The sequence below is a fragment of the Massilia sp. W12 genome (assembly GCF_037300705.1).
Lineage (GTDB): Bacteria > Pseudomonadota > Gammaproteobacteria > Burkholderiales > Burkholderiaceae_D > JACPVY01.
Map to the genome: position 1 here is coordinate 5763365 of NZ_CP147776.1, position 20493 is coordinate 5783857.

The 20493-nt window shown below is 54.3% G+C and carries 12 protein-coding genes; 5 read left to right on the top strand and 7 right to left on the bottom strand.

Features of this window, described 5'->3' with window-relative positions:
* Nucleotides 1–972 precede the first annotated feature (972 nt).
* Nucleotides 973–6705: a calcium-binding protein gene (locus V8J88_RS23730; protein ID WP_338846767.1), complete on the top strand. Its 5733-nt coding sequence runs from the start codon at nucleotides 973–975 to the stop codon at nucleotides 6703–6705.
* A 462-nt stretch (nucleotides 6706–7167) separates the two neighbouring features.
* Nucleotides 7168–7539, top strand: a complete 372-nt coding sequence (locus V8J88_RS23735; protein ID WP_338846768.1) for a hypothetical protein — start codon at nucleotides 7168–7170, stop codon at nucleotides 7537–7539.
* A gap of 59 nt (nucleotides 7540–7598) precedes the next feature.
* Here the strand turns inward: V8J88_RS23735 and V8J88_RS23740 are convergent, their stop codons facing one another.
* Nucleotides 7599–8492, bottom strand: coding sequence for an NAD(P)-dependent oxidoreductase (locus V8J88_RS23740; RefSeq protein WP_338846769.1), 894 nt, complete (start codon nucleotides 8490–8492; stop codon nucleotides 7599–7601).
* A gap of 64 nt (nucleotides 8493–8556) precedes the next feature.
* On the opposite strand from V8J88_RS23740, the gene V8J88_RS23745 reads away from it, so the two are divergent.
* A complete protein-coding gene (locus V8J88_RS23745) occupies nucleotides 8557–9099 on the top strand; it encodes an acyloxyacyl hydrolase (RefSeq protein ID WP_338846770.1) in 543 nt (180 codons plus the stop codon).
* Nucleotides 9100–9104: 5 nt separating this feature from the next.
* On the opposite strand, the gene V8J88_RS23750 is transcribed toward V8J88_RS23745, so the two are convergent.
* Nucleotides 9105–9728 carry a glutathione S-transferase family protein gene (locus V8J88_RS23750; protein ID WP_338846771.1) on the bottom strand — a complete coding sequence of 208 codons (624 nt, stop codon included), beginning with the start codon at nucleotides 9726–9728 and terminating at the stop codon, nucleotides 9105–9107.
* A 53-nt stretch (nucleotides 9729–9781) separates the two neighbouring features.
* On the opposite strand from V8J88_RS23750, the gene V8J88_RS23755 reads away from it, so the two are divergent.
* Nucleotides 9782–10804: a hypothetical protein gene (locus V8J88_RS23755; RefSeq protein ID WP_338846772.1), complete on the top strand. Its 1023-nt coding sequence runs from the start codon at nucleotides 9782–9784 to the stop codon at nucleotides 10802–10804.
* A 146-nt stretch (nucleotides 10805–10950) separates the two neighbouring features.
* A complete protein-coding gene (locus V8J88_RS23760; protein WP_338846773.1) occupies nucleotides 10951–12765 on the top strand; it encodes a protein kinase in 1815 nt (604 codons plus the stop codon).
* A gap of 21 nt (nucleotides 12766–12786) precedes the next feature.
* On the opposite strand, the gene V8J88_RS23765 is transcribed toward V8J88_RS23760, so the two are convergent.
* The 5 genes from V8J88_RS23765 to tssH all read right to left on the bottom strand — a co-directional run bounded on the left by V8J88_RS23765 (nucleotide 12787) and on the right by tssH (nucleotide 20484).
* The gene (locus V8J88_RS23765) at nucleotides 12787–14373 is read right to left on the bottom strand and encodes a VCBS repeat-containing protein (protein WP_338846774.1); all 1587 of its coding nucleotides are present in this window, start codon (nucleotides 14371–14373) and stop codon (nucleotides 12787–12789) included.
* Between the two features lie 55 nt (nucleotides 14374–14428).
* Nucleotides 14429–15490, bottom strand: a complete 1062-nt coding sequence (locus V8J88_RS23770; protein ID WP_338846775.1) for a hypothetical protein — start codon at nucleotides 15488–15490, stop codon at nucleotides 14429–14431.
* A gap of 437 nt (nucleotides 15491–15927) precedes the next feature.
* A complete protein-coding gene (locus V8J88_RS23775) occupies nucleotides 15928–16581 on the bottom strand; it encodes a hypothetical protein (protein ID WP_338846776.1) in 654 nt (217 codons plus the stop codon).
* A 262-nt stretch (nucleotides 16582–16843) separates the two neighbouring features.
* Nucleotides 16844–17440: a hypothetical protein gene (locus V8J88_RS23780; protein ID WP_338846777.1), complete on the bottom strand. Its 597-nt coding sequence runs from the start codon at nucleotides 17438–17440 to the stop codon at nucleotides 16844–16846.
* A 323-nt stretch (nucleotides 17441–17763) separates the two neighbouring features.
* Nucleotides 17764–20484, bottom strand: coding sequence for a type VI secretion system ATPase TssH (gene tssH / locus V8J88_RS23785; protein WP_338846778.1), 2721 nt, complete (start codon nucleotides 20482–20484; stop codon nucleotides 17764–17766).
* Nucleotides 20485–20493 lie beyond the last annotated feature (9 nt).

Genomic DNA, 20493 nt, shown 5'->3' on the forward strand with positions numbered 1-20493 from the left:
GTATGAAGCTGAGTGAGCTTGCCGATATGAAGATAAGCCAGCCCTTGCTGTTGCCTTAAAAGATAGACAGTTTAATTTGCATGATATAGATGGTATTGTGTTAAAATATACTGGTTGCGAACAAGGTTTTCCCAGTTTTTCGCGTTTGATTGAGTACATTCTTTTATATCCCAGCAAACCGGAAGCCTTGAGGCGAGTCACCCTGTTAGTCAGCCCGACTGTTTATACTGCACTTCCCTTCTTGACTGCTTCAGTTCTGATGTTGAGTTCCATCTTCCCCATTATTCGGCTGGCAGTCTTAAAAAATCAATTGCTTAAACTACTCAAGCGTTAGGCAGGCGTAATGTGCCTCCATATGTTTCTTAATTATTGCTAAAATATTACGTTCAAAAAGATTACATGAACAGCACAAGCACCTTCAATAATTAGAATAAATGCATGGATTTTTCTGGGGGAAATCAACGCCACATAAAGTGCTAAATTTTTATGGAATTTTCACTGCCAAAAATTAGATTTTCTATAGCATAAACACATGGCATTATGATATTATTCTTATAATTTCTAACGATGGATGGAGCATAGCTTTCTGCACTCTTGACAATCATCTTTTCTTCTCTGCTTATCGGCGCTGTGCGCTGCATAAGGATGTATCAAGACTGTTCTCGTCGGTCAGGTACATGCAGTCCCATATTCCCAGCACTCGCTTTGTACGGCGGGGAGCCTTGTTTCAGCGCAAAAGTGTGGTGAGAGATAGTTTCTCTTGGATGCCGAGTGCAGCTGAAAAACTCGGAAGTCTAAGCGAATTTGTAAATTGAAAGCTTACTTGCTTTGGACAGCGCTTAATTAGTTCAGTTAAAAAATTACAGTTAATGTTTTTTGAATGACTGATTTAAGCACTTCAAACCAGACACTACCCCCATAAATTTGCCGTATAGAGGCGGAAAATCTTTGTTAATACATTTGGAGAAATATATGTCAAGTTACTACTTTAACCTTGGTTCAGGCAGCAGTATCGTTTCCAACAATCAGGGGTACGATACTTTCGTGCTTGGCAGTGGTATCGCCAGCAATTTTGTAAAACTTACGCGCATCGACAGCAACCTCATCATAAAAATTACAGATTCACTCGACATATTAACCATTGATGGTTACTACTCCATGGAAGGGGCTGTGAATTATGCCCCGGCTCAGATCACATTCACTGACAACGCGTTGACTTGGACTATCACGGAAATTAATGGGCTGGTCACTTTAGGAAATGACTGGGCGCAAGCAGCCCAGCCCGCCCCGAGCATCCAAGCGGCAGATGCCATTTCTGGCGGGGACGAAAATGACACGATTTATGGTGGTATTGGCAATGACAGCCTGAGTGGCGGTGCGGGGCGCGATCGGTTGGAGGGGCGGGATGGCGATGATATCCTGATTGGCGGTTCGGGTATTGATGATCTCATTGGTGATATTGGTAAAGATACATTGTCAGGGGGGGCGGACGATGACTACTTGTTTGGTGGTATAGGCAACGATTCACTGATCGGTGGGCAAGGCAATGATGTCTTGGACGGCGGCGATGGTGATGACACGGTGGATGGTGGCAGCGGAAATGACAGGATAAATGGTAGTCCAGGCAGCGATACCTATATGTTTTCCCACGGTTCTGGCAACGACACAGTTTCTTACATCGGAAATTTCAATCACAACAATAAACTTGAAGTGCAATTTGCGGCCGATATCCTCCCCTCAGACGTTCTGGTGACCCGCGATGGTAACGCCTATTTGAGCATTCATCTCAAAACCAGCCCTGATACTTTAGGTATTGAGGATTACTTCCATGCGGATCCCACGAAACACAGTTTGCAATCTCTGAAATTTTCCAATGGCGTAGTGTGGAGTAGTGCCGATCTTTTGAGCAAAGTATTGCAAACTGGAATCGGCAATGACTCGATCACTGGTCACGCTGGAAATGACAATTTACAAGGCTATGAAGGCAAGGATACCTTGTTCGGCGGCGACGGCGATGACTTTCTGGATGGCGGAGCTGACAAGGATCTAGTGAACGGCCAAAGTGGTAATGATACCCTGCATGGTGGTCGTGATAACGACACGGTTGACGGTGGTTTTGGCGATGATAAGTTGTACGGCGATGAGCATAACGACAGCCTGTCGGGTAGCTATGGCAATGATACCCTGGATGGGGGGAGCGGGAATGATACCCTTTTTGGTAGTGTGGGTGACGATGTTTTAATTTTTAACAAAGGCTCTGGTCAAGATGTTATATCGCAAACGTATATCCCGCCAACAATCGAAAACGACGCCATCAAACTGGGTTTCAGCACGGGAGAAGTGAAGTTTGCACGAAAAGGTGTAGATCTGTATCTGATTGATGCTAATTCTCAAGACTATCTGAAAGTTGAGAACTACTTCTCAAATCTGAATACGGTTACGAGTGTCCATTTCAATGATGGTAATGTGCTTGACCATAAATATTTTGATGTTAATTTAAAGACTGATACAAATGTAAGTGATATTCCTGGTTACAACAATTACCATGGAGCTTATAGGAAATTGGTTGTTTATCAAAATAATAGTTTTGGTTCAAATGAGGCGGATTTAATTACGGTTGCAATTGGCGCCAGTGTTAGCGAAATTGATGCCGGAGCTGGCGATGATCATGTAACTGGCAGTTCCGGACATCATGCAAGTACCGACTATGTGGTGCAGCAACTCCTGTTTGGCAATGCTGGAAATGATCTCATGTCTGGCGGCACAGGTAATGATGTGCTGCAAGGGGGGTACCGGACTAAGATTTTTAATAAGGATGGCGTCATTCAGCCTGTTGGCAATGTCGTGGAATTTGATGATGGAGGATATGTTCTTTTTGATGGTGATGACGATTTGAAAGGTGGCCCGGGTAATGACATATTAATCGGAGGAAGTGGTCGCGACACCCTGGACGGTGGCCCTGGCTCTGATACTTTCTTATTTGGCAAAGGATCGGGTGAGGACCAAATTACCTTGGTAACGGGTGAGTCAGTCGGCAGTGATGTGGTGAAACTTTTGGAGGGTGTGAGTCCTGCTGATGTGGTTCTGACACGCTCAACTCAAGATTTGTACCTAACGATCAAAGGCACTCGAGATAAGCTGACCATTACCTCGTATTTCAGCAGTGGAACCATCAGTGAAATCAAGTTTGCCAACAATACTACTTGGAGTAAATATGATATTGATAGTAAAATATTGATTGGAACAGATGATGTTGATACTTTGTATGCGGTCACGGGTAGTTCGATTGATGGATTAGGCGGTGCAGATTCGATTGCCGGAAGTACATTTAACGACGTGTTGAGTGGTGGTAGTGGTGAAGATTCGATTAATGGCGGTGAAGGCAACGATATTTTGAGCGGTGGCACAGATACGGATCAACTGTCTGGCCAAGAAGGTGCGGATACCTTGGATGGTGGAAGTGGTAGTGATACATTGGATGGCGGAGTTGGCAATGATTCCTTGAGTGGCGGAACCGGTTTTGACACGCTTTCAGGGGGGGCGGGTGACGACATCCTGAATGGAGGCGAAGGTAGTGATGTCTATAGAATCAATCTGAGTGATGGCAATGATCGCATCATCGAAAGCGATAGTATCGGTAACAGTACTGATGAGGTAATTTTTAATTTCTATAATGTAAACATAATAAAAGCTGTGGAGCGCTCTGGTTTTGACTTGGTGTTGCGTTATGGCGATACCGGTAAAGACCAACTGACCGTGGTTGATTATTTCGACCCGAGTCAGCCTGGCAGTAGAGTTGAGACTTTCAAGTTTGGGGAATATGGCACAACCAAATGGAGCGAAACCGATATCAATGGCCGCTTTAATTACATGGGCGATGCCGGCAATAACAATCTGATTGGCAGTGATACCTTGAAAAACCGTATCTTTGGCCTGGATGGCGACGATACTTTGACCGGTGGCCAATCTGCAGATTCCTTGAATGGCGGCAATGGCAACGACGTCTTGATCGGCAAAGCCGGTAATGACACGCTGGATGGCGGGGCCGGCATTGATACGGCGGACTACAGCGCACAAACCAGCGTGTTGAACCTGGATTTGGCAAAAGGAGAGGCACGACCGGATGGCAGTGTGGCTGTTGACATTCTCTCCGGGATTGAAAACGCCCGTGGCGGTAGCGCTGTCGATACGATGATTGGCGACATCAATGCCAATAAGCTCGAAGGAATGGCTGGCAATGACATTTTGGTTGGCGGCGGCGGAGCCGATACGCTGGATGGCGGTACAGGCGTTGATCTGGTGGACTACAGCGCAGTTGGGAATGCGGTCAAAGTGGCGTTGTGGAATAACCGTGCTCCGGATATCGGCGGCGGCGTCACTAACACCCTGCTGAATATTGAAAACGTGCGCGCCACAAACTTCAGTGATTTCCTGGTAGGGAATACTGGCGCCAATTACATTGAAGGCATGGGGGGTAACGACACCTTGATTGGCGAAGGCGGTGCGGATACCTTGGATGGCGGAGCTGGCATTGATCTGGTGGATTACAGTGCGGTGAAAAATGCGGTTAAGGTGGCGTTGTGGAATAACCGTGCGCCGGATATCGGTGGCGGGGTTATTAATACGCTTTTGAATATTGAAAACGCGCGCGGCACTGCATATAACGACACCCTGGTTGGCAGCTCGGTCGCCAATCTGCTCGAAGGCATGGGCGGCAATGACACCCTGGTTGCAGAAGGCGGCGCTGACACGCTGGATGGTGGCGATGGAGTGGATACGGCGGATTACAGTTCACTTACCGCTTCGGTCGATATTGATCTTTCCAATAAGATCGCGAGCAATAATGGCGCTGGCGTCAGCAATGTCTTGCTGGGTATTGAAAATGTTTTGGGCGGTAAGGCTGATGACACCATCGCGGGCGATGCCGCAAGTAATCTGTTGTTTGGCAATGCCGGCAACGATAAGTTGATCGCCAGCATCGGCACAGATACTCTGGATGGCGGCGATGGCATTGATCTGGTGGATTTCAGCGCGATGCAGACTGGCGTGAAAGTGCGTTTATGGATGGGTACCGACGCTCAGATAATTACTACCGGTGTTTCACAATCGTTCAAAAATATTGAAGCTTTGCGCGGCTCAGGATATGACGACACACTGGCAGGCAATATCGGCGCCAATACAATTGAAGGGCTGGGCGGTAATGACATGCTGATCAGCGCTGGCGGCGCGGATAAGCTGGATGGCGGCGACGGTATGGATACGGTGAACTATGCCGGCACCGATGAGGCATTGCAAATCAACCTCTCGACTGGCACGGCTTTGTATATCGATCAAAAAGTTAGCAATACTTTGTTGAGTCTTGAAAATGTGGTGGGCGGCAATAGCAATGACTTGATTATCGGTGATGCAGGGGCGAATAAGCTGGATGGCGGCAATGGCAATGACAGCTTGGCTGGCGCCGGTGGCGCTGATACATTGGATGGCGGCGCTGGTATTGATACGGCTGACTATAGCAGCGCAAGCGGTGGTGTGGACATCAATCTGGCAATCAACTCTGCAGCAAACAATGGCGCGAATTTCGCCAATACGGTGTTGAATATGGAGAATGTGCGTGGCGGCGCCTTCAATGACATCATCGCCGGAAATGCCTTGGCAAATATGTTGGAAGGCGGCGATGGCGATGATATTTTGCAAGGTGCGGGCGGGGCAGATACATTGAATGGCGGCGCTGGGATTGATACAGCTGACTTCCGCAGCACAAGCGGGGGCGTTAATGTCAATTTGGAATTGAACCTGGCATCTAATAATGGTGAAAATGTCGCGAACACTTTGCTGAACATCGAAAATGTGGTGGGCGGCATCGGCAATGACACGCTGGTGGGCAGCGCTGGCGATAACCGTTTGGATGGCGGCGTCGGCAATGATGCTCTGCAAGGCGGCGCAGGCAACGATGTGCTGGTTGTCAGCATAGGCGCGGATACTTTGGATGGCGGGGCTGGCATTGACCAGGCTGATTTCAGCAGCATGACAGCGGCGGTCGCGGTGCGTTTGTGGAAGGGTAGTGCGGCGCAGGATATCGGCGCCGGAACATTGCAGTCGTTTGTGAATATCGAAAACTTGGCTGGTTCGGCCTATCACGACATTCTTGCTGGCAATAACGGCGCCAATAAGATTGAGGGACAAGCTGGCAATGATGTCCTGATCAGCGATGGCGGCGCGGACACCCTCGATGGCGGCAGTGGCGTTGATACCGTGAACTATGCAGGCACCAATGAAGCCCTGAACATCAATCTGGGCGCTGGTACGGCTTTATACACCACCAAAAATGTCAGTAACACACTGTTGAATCTGGAGAATGTGGTCGGTGGCAATGGTAATGACGTCATCATTGGCGACGCTGCGGTGAATAAGCTCGAAGGCGGCGCTGGCAATGACAATTTGACCGGCGGCAATGCGGGCGATCTGTTTGTCTTTAATGCGGCTTCGGGTCAGGATGTGGTAGTTGATTTCAGCAGCCTGCAAGGCGATAAAATCTGGCTCAAGAGCGGGTTGAATGGCAGCAATATCACTAGCGCCGTGAATGCGCTGACGCATATCAGCAGCAGTGTCAATGGCGCTGTGATTGACCTGGGCGGTGGGCATACCATCACCTTGACCGGTGTGGCTGCCAATACCTTGACGGTGAATGATTTTGTGATCTTCTGATGTCGTACGTGACGCAACGCAGCTTTCCGGTTTTCGTTGCGTCAACGCTGCATGAAACAAAGCTGGCTTCGCGCCGGCTTTGTTTCATGCAGCCAGCGTCTTGCTTGCAGAAATGCAGCTAACCTGAAAGCTCTTTTACATCATAGAATGTAAGCGTTAGTGGTACTTTGTGGCAGAGCACAAGCTGTTAATAGTCAATGAGATAAGCATGATTGTTCGTTGGTAAGTGTTTTACAATTTCCCTGTCCCTCGAATTGCTATGCTTGTGTGCTATGCGATAATTTGCATGTATCACAAGTGCATGTGAGTCTTTGGCTATTTATTAAAAATATTATTGAGCATATGAGAATATTTTCACAAAGCCGGGCTGATTGCTTTGTTGTTTTCAGCATGCTGAGCACATGTTTATTGCTGGCTTGCACTCCTTCGGATCGAACCGTTTCCAATGCGCCGCACGTTTCCGTGGCAGATTTAAAGCCCGCTCAATTCAAGCTGGCCGATTTTCCGATAGACCCGGATAAGCAAAGCCTGCTCTTGCTGCGTCAGGCGGATGGCAAATTACAGGCATGGCATTTGGGTAAAAAAGACGGGCTGGCCATGCTGCCGCAGGATCATTGGTGGAAAAACGATGGTTTAGCGTGCAAAGAATTGAAAGTGGATTTTGCAGGCGACCGGATTTACTGTGGCGACGCCGGTTTGGCGGCTGAGCGGCAGCAGTATTTTTCCTGGCGTTTGAACGGCGCGCCCTTGCGCCAGGGCGGTATGCCGCTGGAGGCTGCGGCAGGGAGGGAAGCGGACGGCGATTTCGTCTTTAACGCGCCGGCCAAGGGCTGATGCGCCGCCTTCTCAAGCCGGTCTGCAACAAACCAGCGTGAGAAGCGCTAAGGCTGGCGCTAAGGCAGGCGATCCGGGCTGGCGCCCAGCCGCACGCCCGGATTGTCGCGCTCCAGACCCAACAGCGCCGCGCTTTGGTCAGCATGCGCCCAATGGCCCAGCAGCGCATGAAAGCGTTGCCCCACCAATTCAGTCAGCGGTAATTTCATACCGGCCTGACGCGCCGCCGCCAGCACATTATCCAAATCCTTGCTTTGACTCTTGATTTGCCCGCCCGGCATGAAGTTGCGCTCCAGCATGCGCGCGCCGTGCACTTCCAGAATCCGGCTTTCGGCAAAGCCGCCGCGTATCGCCTGCCGCACCGCCGCCGGATCGGCGCCGCCGGCTTGCGCCAGCAACAGCGCTTCCGCCACCAGCTCCAGGGTGCCGCCGACGATTAATTGATTGCACAGTTTGGCCAGTTGGCCGCAACCGGGGCCGCCGACCAGGCTGGGCTGGCCAAAGCAGCGCAATACCGGCAGCGCTTGCGCATATGCGGCTTCGACGCCGCCGGCCATGATCGCCAGCCGCCCATGTTCCGCCCCCAGCACGCCGCCTGAAACCGGGGCGTCCAGCATCAAGACCTCAAATTGCGCCAGCCAGGCATGCATCTGCTGCGCTTCGTCTTGCCGGGTGGAACTCATGTCCACCCACAATTGGCCGGGGCGTAAAGCGCTTTGCACGCCTTGCATCACGCTGCGCACCGCCGGCCCGTCTGAGAGCATGGATAAAATCACATCGCTGCCGCTTACCGCGCTGACGGCGTCCGGCGCCACTTGCGCGCCTTGCTGGCCCAGCAGCTGTGCTTTCACCGGGCTGCGGTTCCACACCGTTAAACTGTGTCCTGCCTGCAGCAGGCGGATCGCCATCGGCTTGCCCATCAAGCCGGTGCCAAGCAAACAGATTTTACTCATCCCGTCTCCCCGTTGTGTTATCGTTTCCGCCGCGCTGGTGCGCAAATCGTGACAAGGAAATCAGATGAAAGTAAAACATACTTTGGCGGCATTGTTATGCTTTGCTGCAAGCTTGAATGCATTCGCGGCTGGCGAGATCCAGTCCGCTTCACTTGAATTTGCCACAGGTAATAAAACCCAGATGCTGCGTTTTGGTGTGCAGTCGGATTGGGATGTGCGCTGGCTTTCCGGCAATGGGACACATGTCGGCGGTTATTGGGAAGGCACATTGGCGGCATGGCGCGGCAACCAGCATCAAAACGTGCCTGGCAAGCGGCAGAATTTCACCGATTTCGGCTTCACTCCGGTATTCCGCTGGCAGGCAGATAACAAGCGCGGTTTTTATGCTGAGGGCGGAATCGGCTTCCATTATTTGTCAGATTTATACGACAATGACGGCCGCCGCCTCTCAACCCACTTCCAATTCGGCGACCATATCGGCGTCGGTTATGTGTTTGATAATAACTGGGAAGTGGCCGCCAAGATCCAGCACTTTTCCAACGGCGGTTACAAGAAGCCTAACAGCGGCGTCAACTTTTTTGTGTTGAAAGCCGCGTACCGCTTCTGAGCGCATCAGGCCGTTTGTTCCGTCAGATAGGCGGCAATGGTCTTGTGGCCCGGCTGCTGTGCAATCCGCAGCAGCCAGGCTTGCAAAGCCGGATAGCCGGAAAGATCAAACCCGCCCTCATGCGCGACATGGGTGTAGGCGTACAAAGAAATGTCGGCGATGCTGTAATCCGCGCCGCATAAATAAGGTGTTTGGCGCAACTGCGTTTCCATCACGGCCAGGGCTTGATGACCCGGCCCCTGTTTGGCTTCATAATCGGCGCGCCGCTCTGCCGGCAAACCAAGGTAGAGATTGATAAAGCGCGCCACCGCGATATACGGCTCATGACTGTATTGCTCAAAAAACTGCCATTGCAACACCCTTGCCTGCAGCAAAGCATCTTGCGGCCAGAAACGGGAGCCTTGCGCCAGCAGATACAAAATGGCGTTGGACTCGGCCAGCGTGGCGCCGTCTTCCAATTGCAGCAAAGGCACTTTGCCATTCGGATTCAGGGCCAGAAATTCCGCTGTGCGGGCGCCGCCGGCCAGCACATCCACATGACGCCAGGCATATTCACGCCCCAGCAGATCCAGCAAGAGACGGATTTTGTAGCAATTGCCGGAGCGGATATCGCCATATACAGTCAACATATGTTTTCCCCTTTACACGCGCGGCCCGGTGCGGCGCTTCAGGATTGTAAGCGATGAAGCGGCTGACGCTGGATGCGATGCGCCGCGCATACGCCATACCGCTTGATGGCGGCCTGGGCGAGTGCGCCATCATCATCGTCGCAGCGGCTTGGATGCTGGGGCTGCGCGGCCTGTTTGCCCTGAACCCGGCCTGGAGTCCGCTCGCCATGTCATGCGGATTTTTGGTGCTGTCCCCCTTGGCGCTTGGTTTTGTGCATGTGACGCTGGCTTGGCGCAGGCGTCCGCACACTTGGCGCTATGCGCTCTTGGCGCCCTTGCTTCCGATGTTGCTGACGCTGATGCTGAGTGCGTGTTTTGGTTTGGAAGGCCCGCTTTGCCTGACATTTGTGACCCCATTGTTGCTGCTGTTTGCCAGCGCTGGCGGGGCGCTGAGCTGGATCTGGCATCGGCGCCGCGATGCGCACGCCACCCGCTGCTATATTGTGCTGCTGCCGCCTTTGCTGGCGATGGCCCTGCTGCCGCCTGTGCGCACGGTGCAGGAATTGCATGTGACACACGAGTTTGCCGCCACGCCAGAGCAACTGTGGCGCCAGTTGATTGAACCGGGACAGATAGCGGTTCACGAAAGCGGCCCCGGCCTGATCTGGCGCATTGGCGCGCCGCGTCCCCTTTCCACGGTTTTGCTGGCGCGCAGCGATCACCAGGCGCATGGCATCGGCAGTGTGCGGCGCAACGCCTGGCAGCGCGGGGTCAGTTTTGATGAAGTGGTGGACAGTTGGCGGCCAGGGCAGGAAATCGGTTGGACTTACCGTTTTTATCCTTCTTCATTTCCGCGCGGTTCGATGGATTTGCATGCCGCGCCGAACAGCCGCAGCATGCAATTTCTGCACACCCGCTACCGCATTTTTCCGCTGGACGGGGGCCGCGTGCGCCTGGAAATGCGCTTGCGTTACCGGCTTGAATCCGGCGTGAATTGGTATGTGCGCCCGCTTTCCAATTGGCTGTTGGCGGATGGCGCGCAGGAATTGCTGGGCTTGTTTGAGCGGCGCGTGCAGCAGGCAGCTGCGCGCAAGTAACCAAACGACGCTGGCGTTTAAACGGATTGCGCGCTTGCCGCTCCTGCGGCGTCGGGCTGTCATTTTTTGCGGCATGGTTGCAGCGCAACAACATAGTGACAGGCAGAGCCGCTTATCATGCTGAGACTCTGTTTTTTTTCTGGCGCATGATGACTCCAATTCCTCCTCATTTCGGCGAATATCAAACCATCAAACCACTTGGCGAAGGCGGCATGGGTCAAGTGTATTTGGCGTTTGACAGTAAATTGCAGCGGTATGTGGCGATCAAAACATTGCACCAGCATGTTTTGGCGGAGCTTTCCACGGAATATGCGCAACGCTTCGATCTGGAGGCGCGCGCCATCGCGAAACTCAAGCATCCGCACATTGTCAGCCTTTACCATTTTGGCGAGGAACAAGGTTTGGCCTATATGGTGATGGAATTCGTCGAAGGTCATGACCTGAAATACTATTTCGACAAAAATATTACATTTACATTGCCGGAAGTCATGCGCTTAATGAGCGGCTTGCTGGATGCCCTGGCGCATGCACATGATAAAAATGTCTGGCATCGCGATATCAAGCCGGCGAATGTGATGATTGATATTGACGGTGAAGTCAAGCTGACAGACTTTGGCGTTTCGCGGATGGCGGATCAGAATGAACACTCACGGGTTGGCACCATGGTCGGCACGCTGCAATATATGTCGCCTGAACAAATTCAAGCCTTGCCGGTGTCGCAGCGCAGTGATATTTTTGCCGCCGGTTTGATCCTGTATCAGTTTCTGTGTGGCGTGCGGGCCTTTCAAGGCTCGGATTATGAAATCAGGCAGCAGATCGTGAACCAGATGCCGGCGCCGCCATCCAGTATTCAGCCCGGGTTGCCTGCCGCGCTGGACGGGGTAATCGCACGCGCTTTGGCCAAGCAGCCGGAACAGCGTTTTGCAACTGCGCGCGAATTCTTGCTGGCATTGCGCCAGGCTATCGGGGAACGGCAGGAACCTGTGCTGGACATGGACGCCACCCGCATGTTTTACGCCTCGCATGGCAGCAAAACCAAGCTGGAGCGGGAAATCCAGATGCCGTCCAAGGGGCAGCGCAGCGCCGCCTCTGAAAGTGCTGAAATTGCATTTTGGGAATCGATCAAAAACAGTCAGGATGCGGAAGAATTCACTTTATATCTGAGCCGCTTTCCGCAGGGGATTTATGCCTCGCTGGCGCATAAGCGGATTGAGCGCTTGCAGGGCGCCACGTCTGCAGCGTCACTGCCGGCCAACTCCGGCGTTCAGGGCGCGCGGCGGATCGAGCCTTCATTCAGTGCAGCACATGAAGCGATGCCGGTCCCGCCTGCGCCTGCCATGCCTGCGCCGGCGCCGCGCAAATGGATGTTGCCGGCGGGCGCGGCGGGCGCCGTTTTGCTCTTGCTTGGCGCCTGGTTTTTGCGCGCGCCGGAGCCTACCGGCAATCCGCAAGCCAATGGCGGGATTGCCGCCGCACCGCGCGCCAGCGCACCCCTTGCGCAGATGGCCCAAAGCAGCGTGAGCGCGCCTCTTGCGCCAGCAGCCAGCAGCACGCTGCCTGGGCCGCCGCCTGCGCTGTTGGCGGAACTCAATATGGCGCAGACACATAAGGCGGCAGTGGAAAAGCATAGCCAGCAGGTGGCGGAAAAACTGAATAAAGATGCGCGCGAAAACGAGGCGGAACGCATCGCCAAGCACAACATTGAACAGGCCAAGCTAAAAACAGGCAATAGTTTATGCCTGGTAACGGACAGCAAAATGCCAGTTAAGCAGGACGGCAAGACTGAAGCCGAGACATGCACTGCCGCCAGGCAGCGCGCGCAAACATGGATCGCCGGCTGGAATACGCCGGCGGGTCAAGCCAAGGGGCACGACAAATTCCGCGATGGGCACATTGGCGAGTGTCAATGCAATGGCGGGGAGTGCGCGGTGGAAATTTCCTATCAAGCGCCATGCCTCTGACGCACGCTCCCCGCCCAGACATCAATTGACGCTGCAGACCGGTTGCGGCGCTTGCGGGCAGCGCCACAATTTGCTGGAGCCGAGATTGCGGTAGCTCAACACATGCACCTGGCGCGCTTCGTATGCCGGAATATAGATTTCCGCATAGCCGTAAGCATCATAGCGCCAGCCAATGCCGCCGATGGTGGAGCGGGTGCGTCCCTGTGCCGGGCCGTCGGCCATGGGCGTCTGGGTCGCATTCGCGCCATAGGTCGCGTTCAGGTCAAACACCAGCGCCGTGTCATACGTCCAGTTGGTGCTGAATGAGCTTTGCGCGCGCAAAATCCAGACTTTGCCGGCTTCATCGCCGCCCACCACAATTTGCGGTTTGCTGGTGCTTTGCTGGGATTTGGTCGGCCAGAATACTTGCGCCTTGCCCGGGGCTAAACGGCCACTGCCGGTGGTTCCGGCCAGGCTGGGATTGGGACGGATGTTGTCCAGCAAAATACGGGTGCGCCATGGGCTGACAAACACATTCCGGTCGGTCGGCATTTCCAGCGCATAGACGCGGCCCGGGATTGCCGAGCTGGTGGCGCTGGTGCAATTGTCCGGCGCGTGGTTGGAGGCCAGAATATCCGGGCGGCCATCGCGGTTCAAGTCCGCGATTTGCACGCCAAACGGAAAGCCCTGATCGCTGCTGATGGTTTTCACGCGCGGCAAGACGCCGCTCGCCAGATTCACATCTTTCCACTTGCCGCCCTTCGGCGCGCCATACAGCACAATCTTGCCGCCGCTCGGCGGGCCGCCCGCGCTGGCGTTGGAGAAGAAATGGGTGGCGACGATTTCCGGCACGCCGTCGCCTTCAAAATCCGCCATATCCAGGCTGATGTCCGGCCCCAGGAATTGCGCTGCAGCGCCGCCCCACAATACCGTTTCGCGCCAGGGCTGATCGGCTTTGATGGCCGCGCCCGGATTTTTAAACCACACCAGTTCGCCATACGGCGGGTAAGTCGTGGCCCCGACTTTAAAACCGGAGCGCACGGTGACGATATCTTTCAAGCCGTCGCCATCCATGTCGATAAACAGCGCTTTGTGGTACGCGCGCGGTGAATTCGCCGGGTCTTGCGGGCTGCCAGTGCTTTGGGTGCTTTGGTGCACCAGATACTCGGTGTTTTTGCCATCATCCAGATTAATCAGGGACAGACGGCCCGGTTTCGGCGCGCTGATGAAACCTTGTGGCGCAATCAGGGCGTTGAACGGCAGCATGCCGCTGGGCAGTTTTTCCACTTCATTCGGCCACACCATGCTGGCGCCGGACAAGACCGGGGCCTGGCGCGTCGGGTCAAAAGTCGAATAGTTCAGGCTTTCCAGACCCGGAATGCGCGCCACCAGATCCGGCGCGAAAAACAGATAAGGCGGGCCTTGATTAGGATTGCGCGCGGCGTTCAAAAAGCTGGCGATGCTCAAACCATCGCCTTCGCTGAATTTATCGACATGCACAAAGCCGGGCATCCAGGGCAGGCTGAGTGCGCCTTTGTTGTATAAAACCGGGCAGAAATTTGCCGCCTGCGCCAGCGGCGCGAGGCAGGCGGCGGCCAGCAGGCCGCCCAGGAGGGTGTAGTTTTTCATATTTGGAATCGGCGTTAGAGAAGGGGACGGAATGAACCCGTCCCCAAGAAGGAAATCAGAAGCTTTGGCCCATCAATTGGTGTTGCATCACTTTGCCGTCCGAGGCTATGCCGCCGTGCAGCAGTGCGGCCCCGCTCAGATGGGAAGCGGCGTCCGCCGAATTGGTCGAGAGCGGCATGCCGGCGGCGGCTTTCCACACCATATACCAGTCAAGCGCATTGTTTTTAGCGGCGCCGCCGATACCCAGCGGTGCGCCGCCGCCGGTCAGCGGCGTGTTGTGATTCGCTTCCAGGCCATAGCTGCCCAGGGTTTTGCCTTTCACGCGCACCCATTGACGTTGCGCCGACGGCAGTTTGTTATACAGCGCTTGCGCATAGTTTTTCGCCGGCCCGGCGATGCTGTCATCTTCAAATTCAAAAATCATGGCGCGCACCTGGCTGCCGACTTTCACTGCATAACCCAGCGCCGGATCATTCAAATTGCCTGGATTGCTGGGGCCATTGCTGTTGTCATAGGCCATCAGCAACATGCCTTTCGGATCGACAAAAGCGTTTGCCGTGTCCAGCGTGGTGGCGCGCGCAGCGGCGATCACCGCCACTTGTGAACCCAGGCTGTGGCCGGCATACCAGACTTGCGCCGGATCAGCTTGCGTCACGCGGGCCAGGGTTTGTTTCACTGCATTATTGAACCAGCCGGCGAATTTGACGAAATCGGTATCCAGGAAGCTGCCTTCAAATTGGATATTCGCCACCACCATGCCTTTTTTCGCAGCATGCTCAAACATGGCCTGGTAGTTGGTGGCGTTGGACAGCGATTTGCCCGGACCGAAGGCGAGTAAGGGCAGTTTGCCGCTGGCCCCGTTGGGGATCCACAGGCGCACGTTTTTACCATCCGTGGTTTTGAAATCCTGCACCGTGAAACTGGCGTAGGGGTACACATTCGAGCCGGGATTTTTCGGGTCAGTGTTGGCGCCGGGGGCGGTCGCCAGGATTTGCAGTGAGTCATACGCGGCTTTGCTCCATGCGCCTTCTGCGGCAAAGCGGGCATCAGCTTGCGCAAATTGGGAAAAACTCAGGGCAGCCGTGATCAGGCTCAGGGTGTATAGATTTTTTTTCATAGTCTCCTCACTTTTTGTGATGTTGCACGCAAGATTGCGCTGCAACGGGGGAGGATTGTGCACAGAAAAAAGATGGCGGAATCGTTTTTGAAATTAGAGCGAACGCTCGGTCGTTACATGCTGTGTACACTCATCATTCGCGTATAGAAATTTTGGCAATATATCTAGACAATTGCTTTTTTGCACCAAAACTGTGCAGAAGCATAAGAAATTAGAAAAAAATCACTCTTTTCAAATGGATGTTTGGAGCATGTGCTTTGCTGCTGAGAAAGTTTCAAACAGCAGTTACAAAGCGCTGTTGTGTTTTCAGGAAAAAAAATTTCTGGACAGCAAGCAGAAAAAGCGCGCTTTCTGCGTTTTTGCGCACACGTTCAGCACAAAGCCGCATAAAAAAACGCCCGACAATGCGGGCGTTGCAAGCGATGAAGCGGGGCGCCTCAGGCAGTTTTGCGACGGCGCAGACGCCAGCCCAGTAAAGCAATCCCGCCTGCCATCATCAAATACTGCTCTGTTTCAGGCACAGGAGCGCTGCTGAATTGGCTGTTGACGCTATCCGCCGGGTTGTACATCCATTCGCCCACACTCCAGAACTGGCGCATGTGGACATGTGAATTCAGGCGCAACACACCATCCTGATCCAGGGTTTCGCGGCCCAGATTGATCCAGCTGAAGTCATAGTTGTCCCAGTTCCAGGTGGTGAATTGCATCGCGCCATTGCGCGCGCCTTGCTCCACCCGCCCATCGAGCCAAATCGGCGCGTTCCACAGCTGTGAGATGGAGACATTGCGGCGCGGGTTGTAGTCAAGCTCTGACATCAGGTAGCGCTTGTCGCCAAACAGAATGTTGACTGATTTGACATGTGCGGCGCTGTAGCCATACCAGTCGGTCTCAGTGCGGATATATGGCGTATGTTGCCCGGCGGCGAGTTTCACCGGTTCAGCCGCACTGCTATCCAGTGTGACCTCAAACTGATAAGGAACCGCATCGCCAGACACGCCATGAATCGTCTGGCCATAGGTATTCAGCGTGCCGCTGAAATGCAAGTTGTAGAGTGCCGCTTGTGCGCTGCCTGCAGCGCTCAGTATGACCAAGCCTGCCAGCAATGGGAGATTTTTTTTCATTGGGAAGAGGTGTGAATTGAGATGTGTTTGCAATCTGCCGGCAGCGTGCATGCAGACTTGCATTATAAATGATGAGAGGCTGAATTTACTAATTTAATACAGTAAATTCAGTTTCAATTTAACACATGGAATGAGATGTTTTCTTGCATAGCGCTTCTCCGGCAAGATCATGCCTGTGCAGAATACAAAAAAGCCCGGACCAGCCGGGCTTTTTGTTTGGTGCGGGTAAGACTCAGGCTGCTTTGCGGCGACGCAGGCGCAGGCCCAGGGCCATCAAGCCGCCAGCCATCAACAGATATTGTTCAGCTTCTGGGATCGGGGAAGGCACCGGAACCGGGTTGAAGTTGAAGCTGTTGGAGTGAGCGGAGACAGAAATATTGTTTTCCAAATCGATCGTTTCGCTGATGTAGCTGGAATTCAACAGTGTGGTGCTGCCATTTACCGTTCTCAGTTCGCCAATACGCAGTAACACGGGTTGCGAATTCGGGGAATAAGACGGCAGGAGGATGTATGCGCTGCTCGGATTTTGATCCGCTTGCTTATTCAGCCACAATGCGGCGAAATCATAGATTCCAGCTTCTTCCAGCGGTGACGATTCGCGCAGATTGCTCACATCCCAGGTTTGCGTCCCGAAGCTGATATTGGTGGAGACGATTGCGTCGCTGGAGTAACCGTACCAATCATGCGGCGTGGCGCTGCCAGCGGCAATGTGCACCGGGTCACCAGCCAGGGCGGTATCAAGACGCAGTGAGTAGCTGAACGGCACAGCGGCTCCCTGCAAGCCCATAATGGTTTGACCTTGAGTGTCATATGTGCCGCTGAAATTCAAATCAATGATTGCTGCGTGTGCGGATGCGCCACCAAGCAGCATAACTGCAGCCGCTGCCAGCGAGGTCAGGGAAAATTTCATATTGTTATCCTAATAGAATGAAGAAACAGAGTGCTGCTGCGTGCCTGGTGAAAATATTTCCAGATGGGAAGATTTTAACATTGCAGAGGCTTTGCCGTCCAGTGCCATGTATGCTTTTTAGATTGAAAAATCAAATACTTGCGTGTGAAAGAGTGGCGTGACAGGGAGTCGATCGGTGGTGTCGAAAAGATAAAAAAAGCCCCGGGCCTGGCGGCCCGGGGCGCTTGCAAGAGGAGGTTGCTTCAGCTGAATTGATAGCTGAATTCGCCGTTATTCACCGCCACTTCAACCCCCTTGATTTCACGCCCGTCAATCATGGCCGTGAGGAAGGCGCGTGACACATCAGGTAGCATGGTGTTGGTTAAGATGGCGTCAATCATGCGCCCGCCAGACTCACTTTCGGTGCAACGTGAGACTACCAGTTTCACCACTTCATCGGTGTAGGTGAATGGAATCTTGTAGCGCGCTTCCACCCGTTTCTTGATGCGGTTCAATTGCAGGCGCACGATCTGGCCCAGCATTTCATCCGACAGCGGGTAGTAGGGAATCGTCACCAGACGGCCCAGCAGCGCCGGCGGGAACACTTTCAGGAGCGGTTCGCGCAGGGCTTTGGCCATACCTTCCGGGTCAGGCATCAAATCCGGGTCTTTGCACAGGCCGGCGATCAAATCGGTGCCGGCGTTGGTGGTCAGAATGATCAGGGTGTTTTTAAAGTCGATGAAGCGGCCTTCGCCGTCTTCCATAAAGCCCTTGTCAAACACCTGGAAGAAGATTTCATGCACATCCGGGTGGGCTTTTTCAACTTCATCCAGCAAGACCACAGAATACGGTTTGCGCCGCACCGCTTCGGTCAGCACGCCGCCTTCGCCATAGCCGACATAGCCGGGGGGCGCGCCTTTGAGCGTGGAAACGGTGTGCGATTCCTGGTATTCACTCATATTGATGGTGATCAGGTTTTGTTCGCCGCCATACAGCGATTCGGCCAGCGCCAGCGCGGTTTCGGTTTTACCCACGCCCGAGGTGCCGGCCAGCATGAAGACGCCGATGGGTTTGCTTGGATTATCCAGACCGGCGCGCGAGGTTTGCACGCGCTTGGCGATCATTTCCATCGCATGATCCTGACCGATGACGCGCTCGGCCAGAATCTTGGCGATATTCATGATGGTTTCCATCTCATTCTTGGCCATGCGGCCAACCGGAATCCCGGTCCAGTCGGCCACCACGGCGGCAATCGCCTGGTAATCGACGGTCGGCAGAATCAGCGGGTTTTCGCCTTGCAGGGCGCTCAATTCTTGTTGCACTTGCTGCAATTGCACGCGCAAATCTTCGCGCTCGCCTTCGCTCAACGACGGTTGCGGTTCGGCTTGCGGGCTGGCGGCGGCTTCCAATTGCGAGCCGGTGCCTTCCACCGGCAAGGCGCCGGCGCGCAGGCGGCTGCGCAAGTCGAGCAGACGGTCAACCAGGGCGCGCTCGGCGTTCCAACGCTCTTCCAACCCTTGCAGGCGGCTTTGTTCGGCGCTCAGTTGTGCGCTGACATCGTCTTCGCGCTTGCCGATGTCGATGCCAATCGCTTTTTCACGCGCGATAATCGCCAGCTCGGTTTGCAGCGCTTCGATGCGTTTGCGGCTGTCATCCACTTCCGCCGGGGTGGCGTGCAGGCTGACCGCCACGCGGGCGCAGGCGGTGTCGAGCAGGCTGACGGATTTATCCGGCAACTGACGCGCCGGAATGTAGCGGTGCGAGAGTTTGACGGCGGCTTCCAGCGCTTCATCCAGAATTTGCACTTTGTGATGTTTTTCCATCATCGAGGCCACGCCGCGCATCATCAGGGTGGCGCGCGCTTCGTCCGGCTCATCGACTTGCACGGTCTGGAAACGGCGGGTCAGGGCCGGATCTTTTTCAATGTGCTTTTTGTATTCGGCAAAGGTGGTGGCGCCGATGGTGCGCAGGGTGCCGCGCGCCAGCGCCGGTTTCAACAGATTCGCGGCGTCGCCAGTGCCGGCGGCGCCGCCGGCGCCGACCAGGGTATGGGTTTCGTCGATGAACAGAATGATCGGTTTTTCGCTGGCTTGCACTTCATCAATCACCGAGCGCAGGCGCTGTTCAAATTCGCCTTTCATGCTGGCGCCGGCTTGCAACAGGCCGACGTCGAGCACGCGCAATTCCACATCTTTCAAGCTGGGCGGCACGTCGCCGCGCGCGATGCGCTGGGCGAAACCTTCCACCACGGCGGTTTTACCGACCCCGGCTTCACCCACCAGGATCGGGTTGTTTTGGCGGCGTCGCATCAAGATGTCCACCACCTGGCGGATTTCATCATCGCGGCCGACAATCGGATCCATCTTGCCGCCGCGCGCCTGTTCAGTCAGATCGACGGTGAATTTGGCCAAGGCTTCTTTCTTACCCATCGCCGCCGGCGCGATTGCGCCGCTGGCTTCGCCTGGCGCGCCGCCGATTTGCGCGCCATCGCTGGATTTCATATGTGCTTCCGGCGAATCTTTCAACACTTTGTCGAATTCATCGCTGACCGTATCCGGCTTGAATTTTTCGAATTGCTTGGAGATCGCCAGCAATTTGCGCTGCAGGCTGTCGTCCTTCAAAATCGCCACAATAATATGGCCGGAACGCACCTGGCTTTCGCCATACATCAGGGTGGCGGTGCTCCACGCTTGCTGTCCGGCCAGCACCAATTGGTGGGACAGATCAACGCCGGAAGTCGAGCCGCGCGGCAGGCGGTCGAGCGCGGCGGTCAAATCGCGCGCCAGTCCGGCGGCATCGAGCGCATAATGTTTGATCAGGCGCAGGATGTCGGAATCCTGCAGTTGCAACACTTGATGCAAAAAGTGCTCGATTTCGACATAGGGGTTGCCGCGCAATTTGCAAAACACGGTGCTGCTTTCCACTGCCCGAAAACAGAGGGGATTGAATTTGCCAAATATGGCTGCACGACTGATTCCTGCCATCTTATCCTC